The organism is Oscillatoria sp. FACHB-1407, from assembly GCF_014697545.1.
In the GTDB taxonomy this organism is placed as follows: domain Bacteria; phylum Cyanobacteriota; class Cyanobacteriia; order Elainellales; family Elainellaceae; genus FACHB-1407.
Map to the genome: position 1 here is coordinate 310,087 of NZ_JACJSA010000002.1, position 15,136 is coordinate 325,222.

Annotated in this window: 14 protein-coding genes; 9 read left to right on the top strand and 5 right to left on the bottom strand. The window is 48.3% G+C overall.

The window, feature by feature from the left end; translation table 11 throughout:
- The first annotated feature begins 32 nt into the window (after positions 1 to 32).
- The 4 genes from H6G89_RS04590 (at position 33) to H6G89_RS04605 (ending at position 3,728) form a co-directional block, all read left to right on the top strand.
- The gene (locus tag H6G89_RS04590; protein ID WP_190504087.1) at positions 33 to 329 is read left to right on the top strand and encodes a hypothetical protein; all 297 of its coding nucleotides are present in this window, start codon (positions 33 to 35) and stop codon (positions 327 to 329) included.
- A gap of 594 nt (positions 330 to 923) precedes the next feature.
- Positions 924 to 1,265: a hypothetical protein gene (locus H6G89_RS04595; protein ID WP_190504088.1), complete on the top strand. Its 342-nt coding sequence runs from the start codon at positions 924 to 926 to the stop codon at positions 1,263 to 1,265.
- Positions 1,266 to 1,764: 499 nt separating this feature from the next.
- A complete protein-coding gene (locus tag H6G89_RS04600) occupies positions 1,765 to 2,484 on the top strand; it encodes a cytochrome b/b6 domain-containing protein (RefSeq protein ID WP_190504089.1) in 720 nt (239 codons plus the stop codon).
- Between the two features lie 281 nt (positions 2,485 to 2,765).
- Positions 2,766 to 3,728: a protochlorophyllide reductase gene (locus H6G89_RS04605; RefSeq protein ID WP_190504090.1), complete on the top strand. Its 963-nt coding sequence runs from the start codon at positions 2,766 to 2,768 to the stop codon at positions 3,726 to 3,728.
- Positions 3,729 to 4,053: 325 nt separating this feature from the next.
- Here H6G89_RS04605 and H6G89_RS04610 read toward each other — a convergent pair whose 3' ends face one another.
- The gene (locus tag H6G89_RS04610) at positions 4,054 to 4,581 is read right to left on the bottom strand and encodes a hypothetical protein (RefSeq protein ID WP_190504091.1); all 528 of its coding nucleotides are present in this window, start codon (positions 4,579 to 4,581) and stop codon (positions 4,054 to 4,056) included.
- A 482-nt stretch (positions 4,582 to 5,063) separates the two neighbouring features.
- On the opposite strand from H6G89_RS04610, the gene H6G89_RS04615 reads away from it, so the two are divergent.
- A complete protein-coding gene (locus tag H6G89_RS04615) occupies positions 5,064 to 7,085 on the top strand; it encodes a di-heme oxidoredictase family protein (RefSeq protein WP_190504092.1) in 2,022 nt (673 codons plus the stop codon).
- Here H6G89_RS04615 and H6G89_RS04620 read toward each other — a convergent pair.
- Together H6G89_RS04620 and ubiG are read right to left on the bottom strand one after the other, a co-directional pair.
- The gene (locus tag H6G89_RS04620; RefSeq protein WP_190504093.1) at positions 7,025 to 7,822 is read right to left on the bottom strand and encodes a lycopene cyclase domain-containing protein; all 798 of its coding nucleotides are present in this window, start codon (positions 7,820 to 7,822) and stop codon (positions 7,025 to 7,027) included. The genes H6G89_RS04615 and H6G89_RS04620 overlap by 61 nt on opposite strands.
- Positions 7,823 to 8,113: 291 nt before the next feature.
- Positions 8,114 to 8,869 carry a bifunctional 2-polyprenyl-6-hydroxyphenol methylase/3-demethylubiquinol 3-O-methyltransferase UbiG gene (gene ubiG, locus H6G89_RS04625; RefSeq protein WP_190504094.1) on the bottom strand — a complete coding sequence of 252 codons (756 nt, stop codon included), beginning with the start codon at positions 8,867 to 8,869 and terminating at the stop codon, positions 8,114 to 8,116.
- A gap of 342 nt (positions 8,870 to 9,211) precedes the next feature.
- On the opposite strand from ubiG, the gene cobA reads away from it, so the two are divergent.
- Positions 9,212 to 9,964 carry a uroporphyrinogen-III C-methyltransferase gene (cobA, locus tag H6G89_RS04630; RefSeq protein ID WP_190504095.1) on the top strand — a complete coding sequence of 251 codons (753 nt, stop codon included), beginning with the start codon at positions 9,212 to 9,214 and terminating at the stop codon, positions 9,962 to 9,964.
- A gap of 175 nt (positions 9,965 to 10,139) precedes the next feature.
- On the opposite strand, the gene H6G89_RS04635 is transcribed toward cobA, so the two are convergent.
- Together H6G89_RS04635 and H6G89_RS04640 are read right to left on the bottom strand one after the other, a co-directional pair.
- Complete coding sequence (locus tag H6G89_RS04635) at positions 10,140 to 11,009, bottom strand: ABC transporter permease (protein WP_190504096.1); 870 nt, start codon at positions 11,007 to 11,009, stop codon at positions 10,140 to 10,142.
- 102 nt (positions 11,010 to 11,111) lie between these two features.
- Positions 11,112 to 12,191, bottom strand: coding sequence for an ABC transporter substrate-binding protein (locus tag H6G89_RS04640; RefSeq protein ID WP_190504097.1), 1,080 nt, complete (start codon positions 12,189 to 12,191; stop codon positions 11,112 to 11,114).
- 204 nt (positions 12,192 to 12,395) lie between these two features.
- Here H6G89_RS04640 and H6G89_RS04645 point away from each other — a divergent pair, with 204 nt between their 5' ends.
- The 3 genes from H6G89_RS04645 (at position 12,396) to H6G89_RS04655 (ending at position 15,031) form a co-directional block, all read left to right on the top strand.
- Positions 12,396 to 13,310 carry an alpha/beta hydrolase gene (locus H6G89_RS04645; RefSeq protein ID WP_190504098.1) on the top strand — a complete coding sequence of 305 codons (915 nt, stop codon included), beginning with the start codon at positions 12,396 to 12,398 and terminating at the stop codon, positions 13,308 to 13,310.
- A gap of 41 nt (positions 13,311 to 13,351) precedes the next feature.
- Complete coding sequence (locus tag H6G89_RS04650) at positions 13,352 to 13,495, top strand: hypothetical protein (protein ID WP_190504099.1); 144 nt, start codon at positions 13,352 to 13,354, stop codon at positions 13,493 to 13,495.
- A 156-nt stretch (positions 13,496 to 13,651) separates the two neighbouring features.
- Positions 13,652 to 15,031, top strand: a complete 1,380-nt coding sequence (locus tag H6G89_RS04655) for a cyanophycinase (protein WP_190504100.1) — start codon at positions 13,652 to 13,654, stop codon at positions 15,029 to 15,031.
- Positions 15,032 to 15,136 lie beyond the last annotated feature (105 nt).

The window sequence follows — 15,136 nt, forward strand, 5'->3', positions numbered from 1 at the left end:
GCTTCTAAAGCTTTACCTCAGGAGGCGAAGCCATGATACGGAATGACAGCGATCGCTACACAGTAAATATCACTGCTGCCAACACTGTCAAGGCTTCTGTGCCCGTGCAAATGGTTCGCATTATGGCGCAACTATGGCAATGGATGCCACTACCACCTCCTATTATTTCAAGCTTTCAAATTCATCAACAGCATTTCTATCAGCGACAGTTCCCTCAGCAGTATGTCTGGCGACGACAAGTAGTTTGGAATGCGATTCATCTACTCTTGAGTCCTCCTGCTGTAGAGACTCCCCCAGTAGTCGTCAACCATTCAGTTGTAATGGCATAAGGCTATTCACAGTTACAGGATTTTGTATATCAGCTTGTTCAGTCGCTATTTTGCCTGAATTCAGGTCAAAAGGCGACAGGTCAACTCTCCTGAGCTAGGAGATCGCATTGCATTCTTGTACCAGCGATCGCTTGCTTTGCGCGAGAGCCAATGGCGTTCCAATGACTTGCTGTTAACGATCAGTGAGGTTTGCTGCTCTAGAGAAATGTTTGTATAGCAACTGAAAGGTTTATTACATCTCTAATGTTGACCGTGGTGTATAACCTGCCTTTCAGCCTTAGCACTCAGTTCTCAGCACTCAGCATTTTGCTGTAGCAGTAACCCAACATTTAGCGATAGTGAGCAAAGTAACACCCACGATCAGTAATCTGACTCTAAATCAGAACTGTTCTATGTGTTAGCAAATTATGCGATCGCTACTGTTTTAACAACGCTGAAACACATCCTGATCTGTGGGGTAACGCAATCAACAGTAGATTTGTCGTTGCGATTGTGTGACTTAAAAGTCCGGTACACACATCTTTTTAAGTATTTGGTTTGAGTCTATTAAAGACTCACTATTGACAACCTCCCATCAGAATTTAAGGATTCATCATGAATACGAGAGCAGAAGCAAGAGCAAAATGGATGCTGTACAAAGAGTTGGAATTGATTCCTGATAGCTGGGAAGAACCCAAGTGGAAACGGCTTCATCTCAGCAGTTGGTTGAGCAGAGCCTGGAGTGTGATTGTCGATGTAGTATCAGGACATTCTGAACCCAGAATCTGGTCATCCACTGACAAAACAGGAATGATATGGTGGCATACCTATGATCCGATCAGCAATGAATCGGGTTGTTTTTCCTCAGAGTCAGAAGTCAGGGCATGGTTAGAGAGACGTTACTATCATCACAATGCAGCGTCACCGTTTAAGGGTGGAGTAAGTGACCTTTGGTGAAACTGGTAAGGGATTCCACAAAAGGTCTGGTTTCGACTCAAACCCTAACCTCCCGTACTCCCTCCCCATGAGGGAGTACACAAGTCCTCTCAGCCCCTAAATCCCCATTCTGGGGACTTTGAGCCCTCATCAAAAAGTCTTAACTTCACCAGAAGCATCCGTACGTGGAACCGATGCGAAGCGCGTTTTTGGGTAAACCGAAATACCTTCTGCTAGGGGATTTGGTTTCGCCAAGCTCAACCCAAGTGGGGTAAGGGAAGGAGAAACCAAACCCCAAATCATGCTCTGAAAAGATCTTTTAGATCGGCATGAAATTTTATAGTAACTATCGAGATAGTTAGGGTGGGAGAGTAGGTTTCTCCTCCAGACTGGGTTCCACTCCTATATCCAGTCCTACCTGCCCTCCAACGGCTATAGAGGAATTTAATTTTTGCTTTATCATGGAGGATATCTATTCATAAACGCACCTCCATAGACTAAACCCAATACTCCATCATTTATGCCTGCTAAATCTTCTCCTTACCAACCGCTACTCCTGCGGATTTTGCACGGGCTAACTGGACTGAGTGTTGTCCTGGCGATCTTGACTGCCTACTGGACGTATGACACCTATGATGGACGTTGGCTTTCAATCGGGTTGCCTGCCTTCAAGGAAATTGAAGGAATTCACGGCACGTTTGGTTTGTATGCATTGCTGATTTTTCCTGCCTTTGTAATCTATGCCCTGCGTCGGGGTCAACAGCGATTGCTACAACCCGACTCTTTGGGGAAGTTAACTCAGGTAGGTCGCCCGGTCTGGTGGTACAGCCTGCATCGATTAGCGAATACTGTTTCCATTCTGGCACTCACCTTTGCACTGTTCTCCGGCAAGATGATGGATGAAACCTGGTTGCCACGGGGAGAGCTAAACCATGCCTGGTATTACGCTCATCTTATTTCGTGGGTTGTCATGGTGTTTTGTATCGCTCTACACCTTTTAATGAGTGCGAAGGTGGGTGGTTCTCCACTGTTGTTGTCAATGCTGAGTTGGCGGTTTCGAGCCAAAGACAATCCTTCACTCTGGCGATCGCACATCTCTAACTGGTGGTCTAATATCAAACCCGTTTCAATTCAACATTGGTTCTCTAAAGTCCTGAGCCTGTCCAATGGGTACAGAGTGTTAGAGGCGATCGTGTTAGGTAGCATTATCGCTGCCTGGATTATTCCGTTGTTTAAGTAATTTTATAGCAATCCCAAATGGGTTGTAAGAGGCGAACTCTGCTTATCTTACAACTCATTTAGAACTGCTATAGATGCTTCAATGGGCGATGAACTTAACGACTTTTTCCTTAACAGTTGTTTAGTTAACGTATTCAATTTGAGTGAATAAACCTCATTTTTCCGTTTAGAACTGTGTGGAATTGTTACAAGAATGTCAACACTTTCAAAGAAGTGAGAATGGGTGTATCAATCCCATGAGATTCTAGAAGTAACAATAACGGTCAATGGAGTCTGAGCCAAATGGAAGGACAGCAAAAACCAACAGTAATCATCACAGGTGCTTCTTCGGGCGTTGGTTTGCAAGCCGCCAGAGCACTTGCCCAGAAAGGTTGGTATGTAGTGATGGCGTGTCGCAACCTGGAGAAGGCAGAAAACGCTGCTACCAGCGTTGGTATCTCAAAGGAGAATTATGTCATTCTCCCAATTGATACCGCTTCGTTAGAGAGTGTGCGTCAGTTCGTTGACAAGTTCAGATCCCTGGGCAGATCGCTCGATGCGTTAGTTTGTAATGCTGCCATTTACATGCCCTTGATTAAGGAGCCGTTGTATAGCCCAGAAGGCTATGAATTGACCATGGCGACTAACCATTTGGGGCATTTCTTGCTCTGCAATCTGTTGCTAGAGGACTTGAAAAAATCATCGGCGACAGAACCGAGATTGATAATTTTAGGTACTGTTACTCATAACCCGGATGAGTTGGGAGGCAAAATTCCACCTCGCCCCGACCTGGGCAATTTAGAAGGGTTTGCTGCCGGATTTAAAGCACCGATTACGATGGCTGATGGCAAAAAGTTTGAACCTGTAAAAGCGTATAAAGATAGCAAGGTTTGCAATGTGTTGACGATGCGCGAGCTACATCGTCGCTATCATGACTCGACTCACATTACCTTTACCTCTCTCTATCCTGGATGTGTGGCAACAACGGCTCTATTCCGCAACCACTATCCGCTGTTCCAAAAGTTGTTTCCCTTGTTCCAGCGGTATGTCACGGGAGGGTTTGTCTCCGAGGAGTTAGCGGGCGATCGCGTGGCTGAAGTGGTGGCTGATCCGGCTTACAACGAGTCTGGGGCATATTACAGTTGGGGTAACCGTCAGAAAAAGGATGGCAAGTCCTTTGTCAGACAGGTGTCTCCACAAGCTCGCGACGATGAGAAGGCGAAGCGGATGTGGGATCTGTGTGAAAAGCTAGTTGGATTGGCTTAGGAATGGGAATTGAATAAGGTGAATTTGGGATCAGGATTTTGGCGGTTGAAACCGCTGATTTTCGGTCGTATGCGAAGGCGGGCTTGGCTCCGGTAGCCGCGAATTCACTCGCCAGGGTCTTAAACCGAACTGGGCGGGTTTTGCCGTCAAATCCATTGCAGGGTGAAGACAAGCTGCTAAACCTGCCCGTACAGCTTACGAATTGACTAAATCCACGAGCCCAAGTAGATCCAGTTCATCCTTCGTAGCACTACCCGCTTAGGTAAAGTACGGGGTCAGGCGGAACTGACCCCTATACCCCCTGCACTGAACCAACTTGCATTTTCTAAATGCGTCGGCGATCGCGTTCCAAGTCATAGATCACTTTTTCGACATACCAGTTTGGCGTTTCACCGGGATATTTGAGAGTGGCTAACTTAAACAACCGCTGGGCAGCTGCCTGATCGCCATTGAGAAGACGCAGCAGTTTGTGGCGCAGCGATGAGTTTGCCTGGTTAAAGTTGATTTCGTTAGGTCGTGTGGGCGATCGCCGATTTGCCCCTGTTGCTCGTCGAGTAGACCAGGGTTGTTTGCCATCCACCAGAGCGTTGACTACGAGACACAAAACAACGCACCCCCCCAGAGCCAGTGCAAGGATGACAAATCGATTCTCCGCAATCTCAGTTGCGGTGCTATTTGTGGTCAAAGCTTTAGAGTCTGGTACCTGCATTAGTGTAGACGCAGGCATTAGCGTAGACGGAACGGGCATTTCAGGCGCAGGCAGCGCAGATGAAAGCAACAGACTTCCTGCGATCGCACTAGCAAACAAAGTACCTTTTTTGACAGTTTGAGCGAACAAAGTGGAACAGGACATGTTGATTACACGCTCAATACATTAGAAGCAATAGTTTTATTGTGACCAGCCAGGATGACGTTTGTGTGACAGGCAGATTACGCCATATCAAAACCACACCCTGAGACAAGATCGAATCCGTACATTTAGATGCAGATTAAATAACTTGCAGAATCAGTGCCCTCACCCAGTTGGTTGGGTCGATACTCATCAACCCAACCAATTTGCTAATGGTCTCTACTCAGGTTCCTTAATGTTGCAGTCCACGAATTCCATCAGCGGAGAGAGGTTGATTACCCTCCCGCTTATTACAGTGCAAGTGAGATGACAAGCAATGGCTTTAGGTTACCCACTTGGGAAAAAAAAATGACATCCCCGGTCGTGATACTGATTTAAGCAGCTTTGCAGACAACCCAAGTTCAGGAGGGATCTGGCAACGCCAACCCATACAACATTCCGTCGAGTTTTCAATTCAAATTGGTGTGAGTTAAGGGAAGAAATCCATGAAATTTCAACCGGGACGTTTCATCTTGGGAGTGCTGAGCTTACTCATCGTTGTTAGTTTCCTGGGATATGTACTTGAGTTTTCTCTACCGACTAGAGCACCCAAGCTGAGTAGTACCTATACTCCATCGATTCAACCAACCCCTCAAGAAATTGGTTCCTATGATGTGTTGGGTTATGTGGTGGACAAAGCCACAGCAGAACAGCTTTTACAAACACCAGAAGGGCGATCGCAACTGTCTGCTGAAAGTGGGGCGATCGAGATCACTCCAGAGTTGATTGAGTTAGGGCGGGATGCCTTTTATCGAGAAACCTTTGGCAACGAGTACTTCTTTACAGATGTGTTGGGTGCGATCGATGGACCGATTAATCTCATCAGTGTCAGTAAGGCGATCGCGGCACTCGGCGGCAAACCCACAACCAATTTGCAAATTACTCTCGACCGAGATGTCACGGTTGGGGGACGGTCGTTTGCAGCAGGAACGGTGCTCAATACCGGGTTAGATGTACCTGCGAGATCGTTGATTCCACTGGGGATGCAAGCCCACAAAAAAGGTAGCCGAGTTCGCATTGGCTTGACCTGTGCCTTGTGTCATGCGGCGATTGATCAAGCCAGCGGGCAGATTATTGAGGGAGCACCCAATGTGGATCTCGATACCGGGTTGCTCCAGGCGTTTGCCACTAACTCCGCTGCCATGTTTCGTCAGACAGGGGTCAAGCCTCAAACCATTCCTCTGGGCGATCGCACCTACGTCAACACCGCTGGTCAAACAGCCTATCTTCCTAATGCAGAACTGTTAGAAGATGCAGTGGATGCTCAATTTTTGGCATGGGCACCAGGAAACTTTGACTCCAGTCCTGATAACAACAACAATCCATCACAGAATCCATCCTCTTTCACATTTGACTCCTACCCTTATGGGTGGAGTGGCTTTTCGGCGGTTGGTTGGTTCCACGGGTTGACCACTTTGAATAACAACGTCCACGCCACCAACTCAGACCCGACAACGGGTTCCTACATGAGCCAATACATCTTGGGTTTGGACAAGGAAACCTATCTGGGCGTGATTTTGCAAAAGGCTTCTAATCCCCTGTTTCGCTTGCCAGAGGGAGCTAAGCCTTCAGAGTTTTTGATGCAGCATGACCCGACTCCAGGCAACCCAGCTATTAACGAAGTGATTAAGATGCCAGGATATCCCAAGGGTTCGCCATTTGTCTTGGATGGGCTGATGGCAAGCTCGCCCGGACTGCCTGTGGGTGCTCAGTTGAACGGCATGTCGGCATATCAAAACTCTCTAGCTCCTCCCCCCTACATCGCACAGGTCGATCAGGAAACATTGCAGCGAGGGGCGAAGGTGTTTGAGCAAGCCAACTGCGCTCAGTGCCACAGTGGACGCTACTTTACCAATCATGAGGTGATCCCGATTGATGAGATCAAATCGCAACCTTCACGCGCCGCCGCCCTCGCCAAACTGCCCCAAATCTTTGTGCCACCAGAAACCTATCCCAGTTCAGTGTCAGTGCCATTGCCCTCCGACCCTCCGGTGGTGCCCGTGCCAATGAACATTACCTCCGCGCGATCGCTAGAGGTTGCCTTTGCTCAGAACAACTCCGGTGGCGGGTACAAAGTTCAAAACCTGATTGGGTTGTACCTGACTGCACCTTACCTGCACGATGGTGGAGTTGCCGCCAGTGCAGATGCGTTGGAACCCCAGGAAGACGGCTACTATCGGGTCACTAACCCCAATCGCATCGGCTTAGCAGGAACCTGGATGCAACGGGTTGAAGCAGACCCAGAGGCAAGTTTGCGGGTGTTGGTCGATCGCCAGTTGCGGGAGGAGGCGATCGCCGCCAATCGAGCGAATCTTGACCTACAAATGATCCACGCAGACGGCAGTGGGCATGAATATTGGGTCGATCGAGAGACAGGGTTCACCGCTCAGGCACAGTCGGATTTAATTCAGTTTCTACTTTCAATTGATGACGACCCGATGGTTTTGCCGACTTCTGCCACCAAATGAGACACCGTGTGGGGAATTTCGAGCAACAAAAACAGGATTAATCCCTGCGTGATCAACAGGTTCGTTACCAGAAAAAATGTAGCCTCTTCGATGGGCAACCCAAACAGTTGCAGTCCTGTAGTGTAGGTTTCAGAAATGTGCCAGATGTCGTTACCGATCGCAAGTCGGTCGGCAACCCACAAATAAACTGTAGGGACGGCAGTACTGATGAACCAGATGCGGCGCATTTTCCACAAGACTCCTGCACCGATCGCCCATTGCAGCGTCAAAATTGGCACTGCCCACGCCAGAACCAAGCCCAGATAGAGCGTTGAGGGCGATCGCAACATGACGAAACCCGCTGCACTGATGCCAATTCCTAAAACTGTGAGCAACAGCCTAAACCCTTTTGGAGCCGACATCTTAAGCGATGCAGGTTGTGCAGATTCAGGAGCACGTTTAAGTAACCAGTAGAGCCACAACCCAGTGAGCACACACTGAAGCACAAAAAATAGGTATTCCTCAACGGGCACATAGCCGATAGTGCCAACGACGCGATCGCTCCCATAGCCCCAAATCTTACGCCAGACGAGGTAGTTGTCCCACGGAGTCGTGTAGATAAACGCCACCAGAGACAGGAGGGGAATACCGAATCGTGCTCTCCATCCACCCACGCCTGCTAGAGGACGCTGTTGTAGCCAGAGGAGCAACAAAATTGGTGGAAAGATGAAAATGAAATGAAAGGTGAAGTAACTCATGGGAGAGCAGCAGTCGTCACAACAGGAATTCGTCACTATCTCTAGAGCCTACACCAAGAGGAGCCTACTTTGTGAAGGGGGAGAGGGGAGGGGGTGAAGGAAAGGATGAAGGATGAGGGATGAAGGAAAGGATAAAGGATGAAGGATAAAGGATAAGAAAGGATGAAGGATGAGGGATGAAGGAAAGGATAAAGGATGAAGGAAAGGATAAAGGATGAAGGATAAGAAATGAGGGACAAGAGATCAGAAATGAAGAGTTCAGCGCGAGGCTGCAAGTAGGTGAGGCTAGCGTTAATCTGCACTGGTTTTCAGTGGCTTGTGTGCGACGCCAATATACATCACGGATATATCGTCGTTAATATGAATTCTAAAATTACCTGTTTTTTGATAGTACTGATAAGCCGCAATATTATCGAAAATAGTTCTTCCAAATACATTAAAGCCTTTGATCTCAATCTCACTGAATCCGATCGCTTGCATCCAATGAGTGAGTTCGTTTGGTGTAATAAATTTATTCCAATCATGAATTCCCTGAGGGATCTCACGCAATAAATCCTCCAGGAGCCAGATCATAATTAGCTTTGATTTGAAGGTACGGTTGATCGTATCGAAACAAAAAATTCCACCCGGCTTGAGAACGCGGTAGATTTCTCGCAACGTTTGCAACGCATCAGCGACATGCTCTAACACATCAACACATACCACCACATCAAAGGAGCGATCGCCATAGGGCAATGCTTCCGCGTGACCGTGTTGATAGGCAATCGTGAGTTGATTTGCCTGAGCGTGTACCTGAGCCGCAACGATACACGCTTTGGATTGGTCAATTCCAGAGGCGATCGCTCCTCTTCTTGCCAGAAACTCACAGGAGTAACCACCCCCACAGCCAATATCCAAGACATTCAAGCCCTGCCACTGAGGAATGTGGCGATCGAAATAGGCAAAGCGTGGCGGATTCAGGTGATTTAACGCATAAATTTTAGCGGAGGCATCCCACCATTGTTTTGCATTGGTGCTGTAGAAATTTAAGTCGTTGCGCGGTTTCATGTTATGTCTTAGAGCGGGCAGATTGATGCAGGTTGTAAGGGGCAGACGGGAGGGGCGATCGCTGTTATAACTTTGTTCAGAAAGCTTAAGGCAAAGGCAATGACTCAAACCTTGACACCGGGAAAGCTGCCTGACTCGCCTCCACCCCAGTGGATGTGGCTATGGCTATAACCCCAATTCAACCGCTTAAACCTTTGACCTATCAGGCTATTTGCAGGAGCTCACCCTTTTCTTGTATCCTAGAACGCTGCACTCCATTTCGATTGCGTTAGGCTGTGAACAAATAGGAAGGTTACAGCCCCTATTTTTGTTGTTTGTTTTCACCGTTATTGCGTTGTCTTCATGCACTATTCAGGCAAGGTTTATTTAGTGGGTGCGGGTCCAGGTGACCCAGGGTTGTTTACATTAAAGGGCAAGTCTCTGCTCGAACACGCCGATGTGGTGATTTACGATGCCCTTGTTAGTCCCCAAATCTTGGCGATGATTGGCAGTCAGGCAGAACGCATCGATGCTGGAAAGCGACGGGGACGGCACTCCATGTTGCAGGAAGACATTACTGCTCTTTTGATTGAAAAAGCCAAGACCCATGCGATTGTGGTGCGCTTGAAGGGAGGCGATCCCTTCATGTTTGGTCGGGGCGGCGAAGAAATGGAAGACCTGATCAACGCCGGGGTTTCGGTCGAGGTTGTCCCTGGCATCACCTCTGGAATTGCCGCTCCTGCTTATGCTGGAATTCCTCTAACCCATCGTGCCTATAGCTCATCCGTGACGTTTGTCACAGGGCACGAGTCCGCCGGGAAATATCGTCCAGAAGTCAACTGGCAGGCGATCGCCCACGGATCTGAAACAATTGTGATCTACATGGGAGTCCACAACCTCCCCTACATCATTGAGCAGTTGCACACTGCTGGGATGAGTCTGGAAACGCCCATTGCTCTCGTGCGATGGGGTACTCGCCCAGAGCAGGAGGAGTTGGTCGGGACGCTTGCAACTATTGTGCAACAGATTGAGGAAACGGGATTTGCGGCTCCAGCGATCGCGGTGATTGGCTCAGTTGTTAATTTACATGAGGTGTTAGGAAGGGGAACTGAATGATACGCATTTGAGGGCGTTGCTGAATGCAGGTATGATTCTCAAACAATGGCCATCGCCGTACGGGCGTTTCGCGAAACGCCCCTACAAAATTTATAGATGGATCAGCAACACCGATTTGAGTAGGGTCATCTTTCATCCTTCATTCTTTATCCTTCACCCTTCACCCTTTATCCTCCTACAAGCTCTCTAAGGCTCCCTGCTTCAGGGCGATCGCCAGTCCCGAAAACACCAGCAACATGACCACCAGCGCAAACGCTGCCCCCAGAGGCCAGTTGTAAGCGACCCCAAACTGCGATGAGATCACGTTGCCCAGCATAATGCCACTGGGGCTTCCTACCAAACTGGGCGTGATAAAGTCGCCCATCGTCAACGCAAACACATTGATCGACCCTGCCAAAACACCGGGAGCGACCAACGGCAATGTCACTCGCCGAAAAGTCGTCCACGGGCGAGCATTCAGATCAGCTGATGCCTCCAGCAAATTGTTAGGAAGTCGCTCAAAAGCGGTGATGATGGGTAGCACCATAAACGGCAACCAAACATGCACAAACGTCAGCATCGTAGAGAACTGATTATAGAGAAATACCTGGCTGGGTTCCTTAAGAATGCCCAGTGATAGCAACGCTGTATTAAGAATGCCGTTGTAGCCCAGGATGATCTTCCAGGCAAACACCCGCACCAGGTAACTCGACCACAATGGCAAAATCACCAACAGGGTTAACAGACTGCGATAGCGTCCGCTGAACTTGGCGATGAAGTAGCCCAACGGTAGTGCGATCAAAATATCGATGACCGTGACCCCCAAAGCGGTTCCCAACGTCCGCAGGATCACCGTCCGATAGGCAGGATTGGTAAAAATAACCTGAAAGTTGGTCAGGCTAAACTCTTTGACAATGTCAAACGCCTCCAATCGCCAGATGCTGTAAGACACGAGCAAGGCGATCGGGGCGAAGTACAGCAGCGACATCCAGATCAGGGGTGGCAGCAATGAGGCATACAACCCGATGGGAAGGGGCGATCGCCGTTGAGTTGTCGATACAGTCATGGAAAGAGTAGGGAGTAGGGAGTGGGGGAGTCCTCTATCACCCTATCACTCCATTACTCCGTCACTCCATCATCCCCTCAACGCCTCTACCCACAGATTCTCTTAGCTGCGGATCTCATTCCACAGTTGCACCCACTGGTCATAGTTCTTGACGCTCTGCCACATGTTGATTTGAGAGTGTAGTGACAGGTCATCCATAAACAACTCATGGGCACGCTCTGAACCGACTGCTTCGGCTCCCAATGTTGTTGCACCTGAATATCCTGTTACTTCAATCACACCCTTTTGACCTTCGCCACTAAGAATGAAGTCGATCCACTTATAAGCGATATCTTCATTGCGAGAGTTTTTGGAGATCATCCAGGAATCTGTCCATCCGGTGAGCTTACCTCTAGGACCCACTGACCCGATCGGGAAACCTTCATTGCTCAACTGCGTGTAGGTAAGGGGCCATGCATGTGCTAGCACCACTTCACCCGACTGGAACAGGTTCGCCAACTCACCTGCCGTTGTCCAGAATTTACGAACGCTGGGGCGCAATTCCAATAATTTCGCTTTGACTTCTGCCAGGTCAGCATCTGTCAGGTCGTAGGGATCAGATTTTCCTAGCCACAGAGCAACATCAGCGATCGTCATCGGGTTGTCGGGTAATGAAATCTTGCCTGCATAAGCTGGATCAAACAAAACATCCCATGAGGTGGGAGCCGATTTCACCTCATCTGTGTTGTAAACCAGCACGTTGGGACCCCAGGCAAAGGTAACTCCATAGGGTTTGCCGTCAAACGTGTTCCACTTGCCACCCTGGAAGGACTCAAACACGGAGTTATAGTTATTGAGTTTGTCAGTGTCGATCGCCCTGACCAGTCCCGCTTTGTAGAGCCGTTCAGTAATATCGCCCGATGCTGAAACGATGTCATAGGTGCGCCCGCGACCTGCCCGAAACTTGGCAAACATTTCGTCACTGGAGCCAGCGTAAGTTGCCTTAACCGTACACCCTGTCTCTTTTTCAAAGGTTTGCGCGAATGATGGATCGGTGTACCCTTCCCAAACGATCGCCGTTAAGGTACAGTCAGCGGCGTAGGCAGGTGCAGATGAGATAAAAGTAGAAACAAAAACAGAAGTAATGCTTAAAACACTAATTAATAGTGCAGTTCTAAAGTGTTGCCATAGAGTCTGTCGCATGGCGAGTTGCTTCCTTGCTTGAGAATAAACACTAACGCTTATCGTTCGATCGAATAGCGTAGGCAGAAATAGGGCAGCCTGGTGTGTAAGCCAACACAAATGACTATACCTGCTGCGATTTCAAGATATTCAGTTTACCGCTCCAAACTCCAGATCAGGGGCAATCGTTCAAGATTCTCTAAGAATTGCAAGGGTTATTCGTGCATGAAAAAACGTTGGCAGCAATGGCGAACTTTTATTTCAACAGTTGCGATCGCCTACAGTTTGGTCTGTGTCACACTCTATTATCAGCAACAACGACTTATTTTCTTTCCAAGCCGTCAACTCAAACACACGCCTGCACTCTATCAACTGCCATACGACGATGTTTGGATTCCAATTGTCAATCACACGGGGCGATCGGAATTTCTGCATGGTTGGTGGATTCCGGCACAACAACCAGAGGCTCCCGTCATCCTGTATTTTCATCACAATGCCGTGAATATGGGTGCCAATGTTAGCCAAGCCCTGCAATTTCAGCAATTAGGCTATACCGTTTTGCTCTTTGACTATCGGGGGTTTGGTCAAAGCCAGGGCGCATTCCCAACAGAGTCTCAAGTGTATGAGGATGCTGAAGCCGCTTGGGATTACCTGACCGAAGAAAAACTAATTCCACCCAGTCAAATCATCATTTATGGACATTCCATCGGTGGGGCGATCGCCATTAACCTTGCAACAAAACACCCAGACTCCGCTGCATTGATTGTGCAAAATTCGTTCACCAGTATGCGTGAGATGACTCAACGATTTGGAGTGTATTGGTTACTTCCAGTGGAGTTGTTGTTGCAACAACGGTTTGACTCGTTAGACAAGATGCAGTTTGTCGAGATGCCTGTTTTGATTATCACAGGTACTGACGATCTACAAATCCCAGTTGAGATGGGGGAGCGTTTATACACAGCGGCTTCTGGGTTTAAGCAATTCATACTTGTGTTAGACGGAGGACACGATAACCATCTGTCAAAACGCTATAGACAACAAGTCAAACAGTTTGTCGAACAAGCGATAAAGAACAATGGTTCTCACTCTATCACCACTAATTCAGTTGTCATTAATAGCTCTGAATCAACACTGAAATGAGTTGACGATAACACCTCACTTGAGATCAATACATCATTTCAATGTCATATTTATATGTCTCACATGGCAGATCAGAGCAGGTGAATAGCTTTGTCAATATAGCTTTGGTCAGAAAGCTTAAGGCAAAGGCAATGGCTCAAACCCGGATGCTGGGAATGCTTTCTGCCTCGACTCCGCCCTATTGAATGGGGCTACGGCTATATTGTTTATCTTCATCAATTCTTCATCAAGAACCCAGAAAGGCAATGATAAATTGTGTACTTGATTTATGGCTCCAAACCCTTGATGTCATTAATTTTCCGCCGTCAGACTTAAACTCAACTTAACTATTGATGCCCCTGATGATGATCAAATCCTTTAAAGAATCTTCAAAAATTGCCTTTGTTTTTGGATTAGTGCTGTCTGGTGTGAGTGTGTTATCTGCGGCTCCTGTTTCAGCCGGTTCACTCGTATTAGTTGGGGGCAGTCTTGCTTTCCCTGATCCCGATTCTGAAAGTCTTGAGGAAGAATACGGCATTTCAATTTATCGAGAAATCGTCGATTTGGCAGGGGGCACATCCAACGCTAAAATTGGCATTTTTTCAACTGCTAGTGGCAACCCTGCTCGATCAGCAAGAGCCTTTTTAGGCGATTTTGCAGCACTATATGGTGACGATCTGGATGTCGAGTGGATTCCCGTCACCCGTGACACTTGCAGTAGCTACAAAAACGACAGCAATTCAGCGATCGCCAACCAGATTCGCGATCGCAATGCCTTCTTCTTCACCGGAGGAGATCAGTCCTTCATTACCGACTGCTTTTTTAACGAAGACCCGATCGCCCAAACCCGCACCGACACCGCGCTCATCCAGGCTCTACGCGATCAGTTTGCCGCCGGAGCAGTGATCGCTGGAACCAGTGCCGGGACAGCCGTTCAACCCGTAGACCCTATGGTGACAAACGGTGAAACCTACGAAGCGTTGCGCGATGGATCTGTTAGCTTTGTTGGTAGCCCTCCCTTTGACAACACCCTGTATTACAATCCACTGGGCGGTTTGGGCTTTTTTGAATATGGCTTACTCGACAGCCACTTTAGTGAACGCGGACGACAGGGACGCATCATTCGGTTAGCCTCTGATCTGGGAGTCGATCGCGCTTTTGGAGTGGATGAGAATACGGCTCTCATCGTTACTAACACAGGCACCCCCGATGTCAACTTTGAAGTGTTAGGTCAGGGAGGTGTGTTTATCTCGGACTTAACATCGGCTGAGGTCGGTGAAAAGGACGGCTATTGGACGATTTCAGGAGTGACTGCCACCTATCTCACCGAAGGAGATCAGTACAATCCGCTCACCAATACCGCTACTTTTGAGAATAAAACATCACTCACCGGGCGAGAGCAACTTGACTCCGTGCCTCTAGAGGAAAATATCTTCAGCTGCCTGGATGAAGAAGGAGATTGGACAAACCCACGAGGCTTTACTGACACGGCGATCGCCCTATTTAACAGTCGCTCGACAGAAGTCATTGGTCAAAGTTGCCAGACTGATCCCATCTATCAGGCAAACCTGGGCAAACCTGTTGGAGAAGGCTTCTTTGGTACAGATAGCCAGGGAGTGACCCGATATTCCTTCCAAAATTTGGATATCGATATTGCTCCTGCTCCTGAACCGGGAACGGTTTTAGCGTTGCTGGGAATCGGGGCATTTGGTGCAGGTTCACTGTTGAAACGCAAACGGTAGGGCGATCGCACTCTGAACACGATCCATCTAACCCTGTGTTAGGGTAAACGTTAGGTCGTTCTAACAGGGTGGGGATGTGCATTAAAGTTACACATTCTCACCCTT

Coding starts and splice junctions, on each gene's coding strand:
- H6G89_RS04590 (WP_190504087.1), top strand. CDS start 33: ATGATACGGAATGACAGCGATCGCTACACAGTAAATATCACTGCTGCC.
- H6G89_RS04595 (WP_190504088.1), top strand. CDS start 924: ATGAATACGAGAGCAGAAGCAAGAGCAAAATGGATGCTGTACAAAGAG.
- H6G89_RS04600 (WP_190504089.1), top strand. CDS start 1,765: ATGCCTGCTAAATCTTCTCCTTACCAACCGCTACTCCTGCGGATTTTG.
- H6G89_RS04605 (WP_190504090.1), top strand. CDS start 2,766: ATGGAAGGACAGCAAAAACCAACAGTAATCATCACAGGTGCTTCTTCG.
- H6G89_RS04610 (WP_190504091.1), bottom strand. CDS start 4,581: ATGTCCTGTTCCACTTTGTTCGCTCAAACTGTCAAAAAAGGTACTTTG.
- H6G89_RS04615 (WP_190504092.1), top strand. CDS start 5,064: ATGAAATTTCAACCGGGACGTTTCATCTTGGGAGTGCTGAGCTTACTC.
- H6G89_RS04620 (WP_190504093.1), bottom strand. CDS start 7,822: ATGAGTTACTTCACCTTTCATTTCATTTTCATCTTTCCACCAATTTTG.
- ubiG (WP_190504094.1), bottom strand. CDS start 8,869: ATGAAACCGCGCAACGACTTAAATTTCTACAGCACCAATGCAAAACAA.
- cobA (WP_190504095.1), top strand. CDS start 9,212: ATGCACTATTCAGGCAAGGTTTATTTAGTGGGTGCGGGTCCAGGTGAC.
- H6G89_RS04635 (WP_190504096.1), bottom strand. CDS start 11,009: ATGACTGTATCGACAACTCAACGGCGATCGCCCCTTCCCATCGGGTTG.
- H6G89_RS04640 (WP_190504097.1), bottom strand. CDS start 12,191: ATGCGACAGACTCTATGGCAACACTTTAGAACTGCACTATTAATTAGT.
- H6G89_RS04645 (WP_190504098.1), top strand. CDS start 12,396: ATGAAAAAACGTTGGCAGCAATGGCGAACTTTTATTTCAACAGTTGCG.
- H6G89_RS04650 (WP_190504099.1), top strand. CDS start 13,352: ATGTCATATTTATATGTCTCACATGGCAGATCAGAGCAGGTGAATAGC.
- H6G89_RS04655 (WP_190504100.1), top strand. CDS start 13,652: ATGATGATCAAATCCTTTAAAGAATCTTCAAAAATTGCCTTTGTTTTT.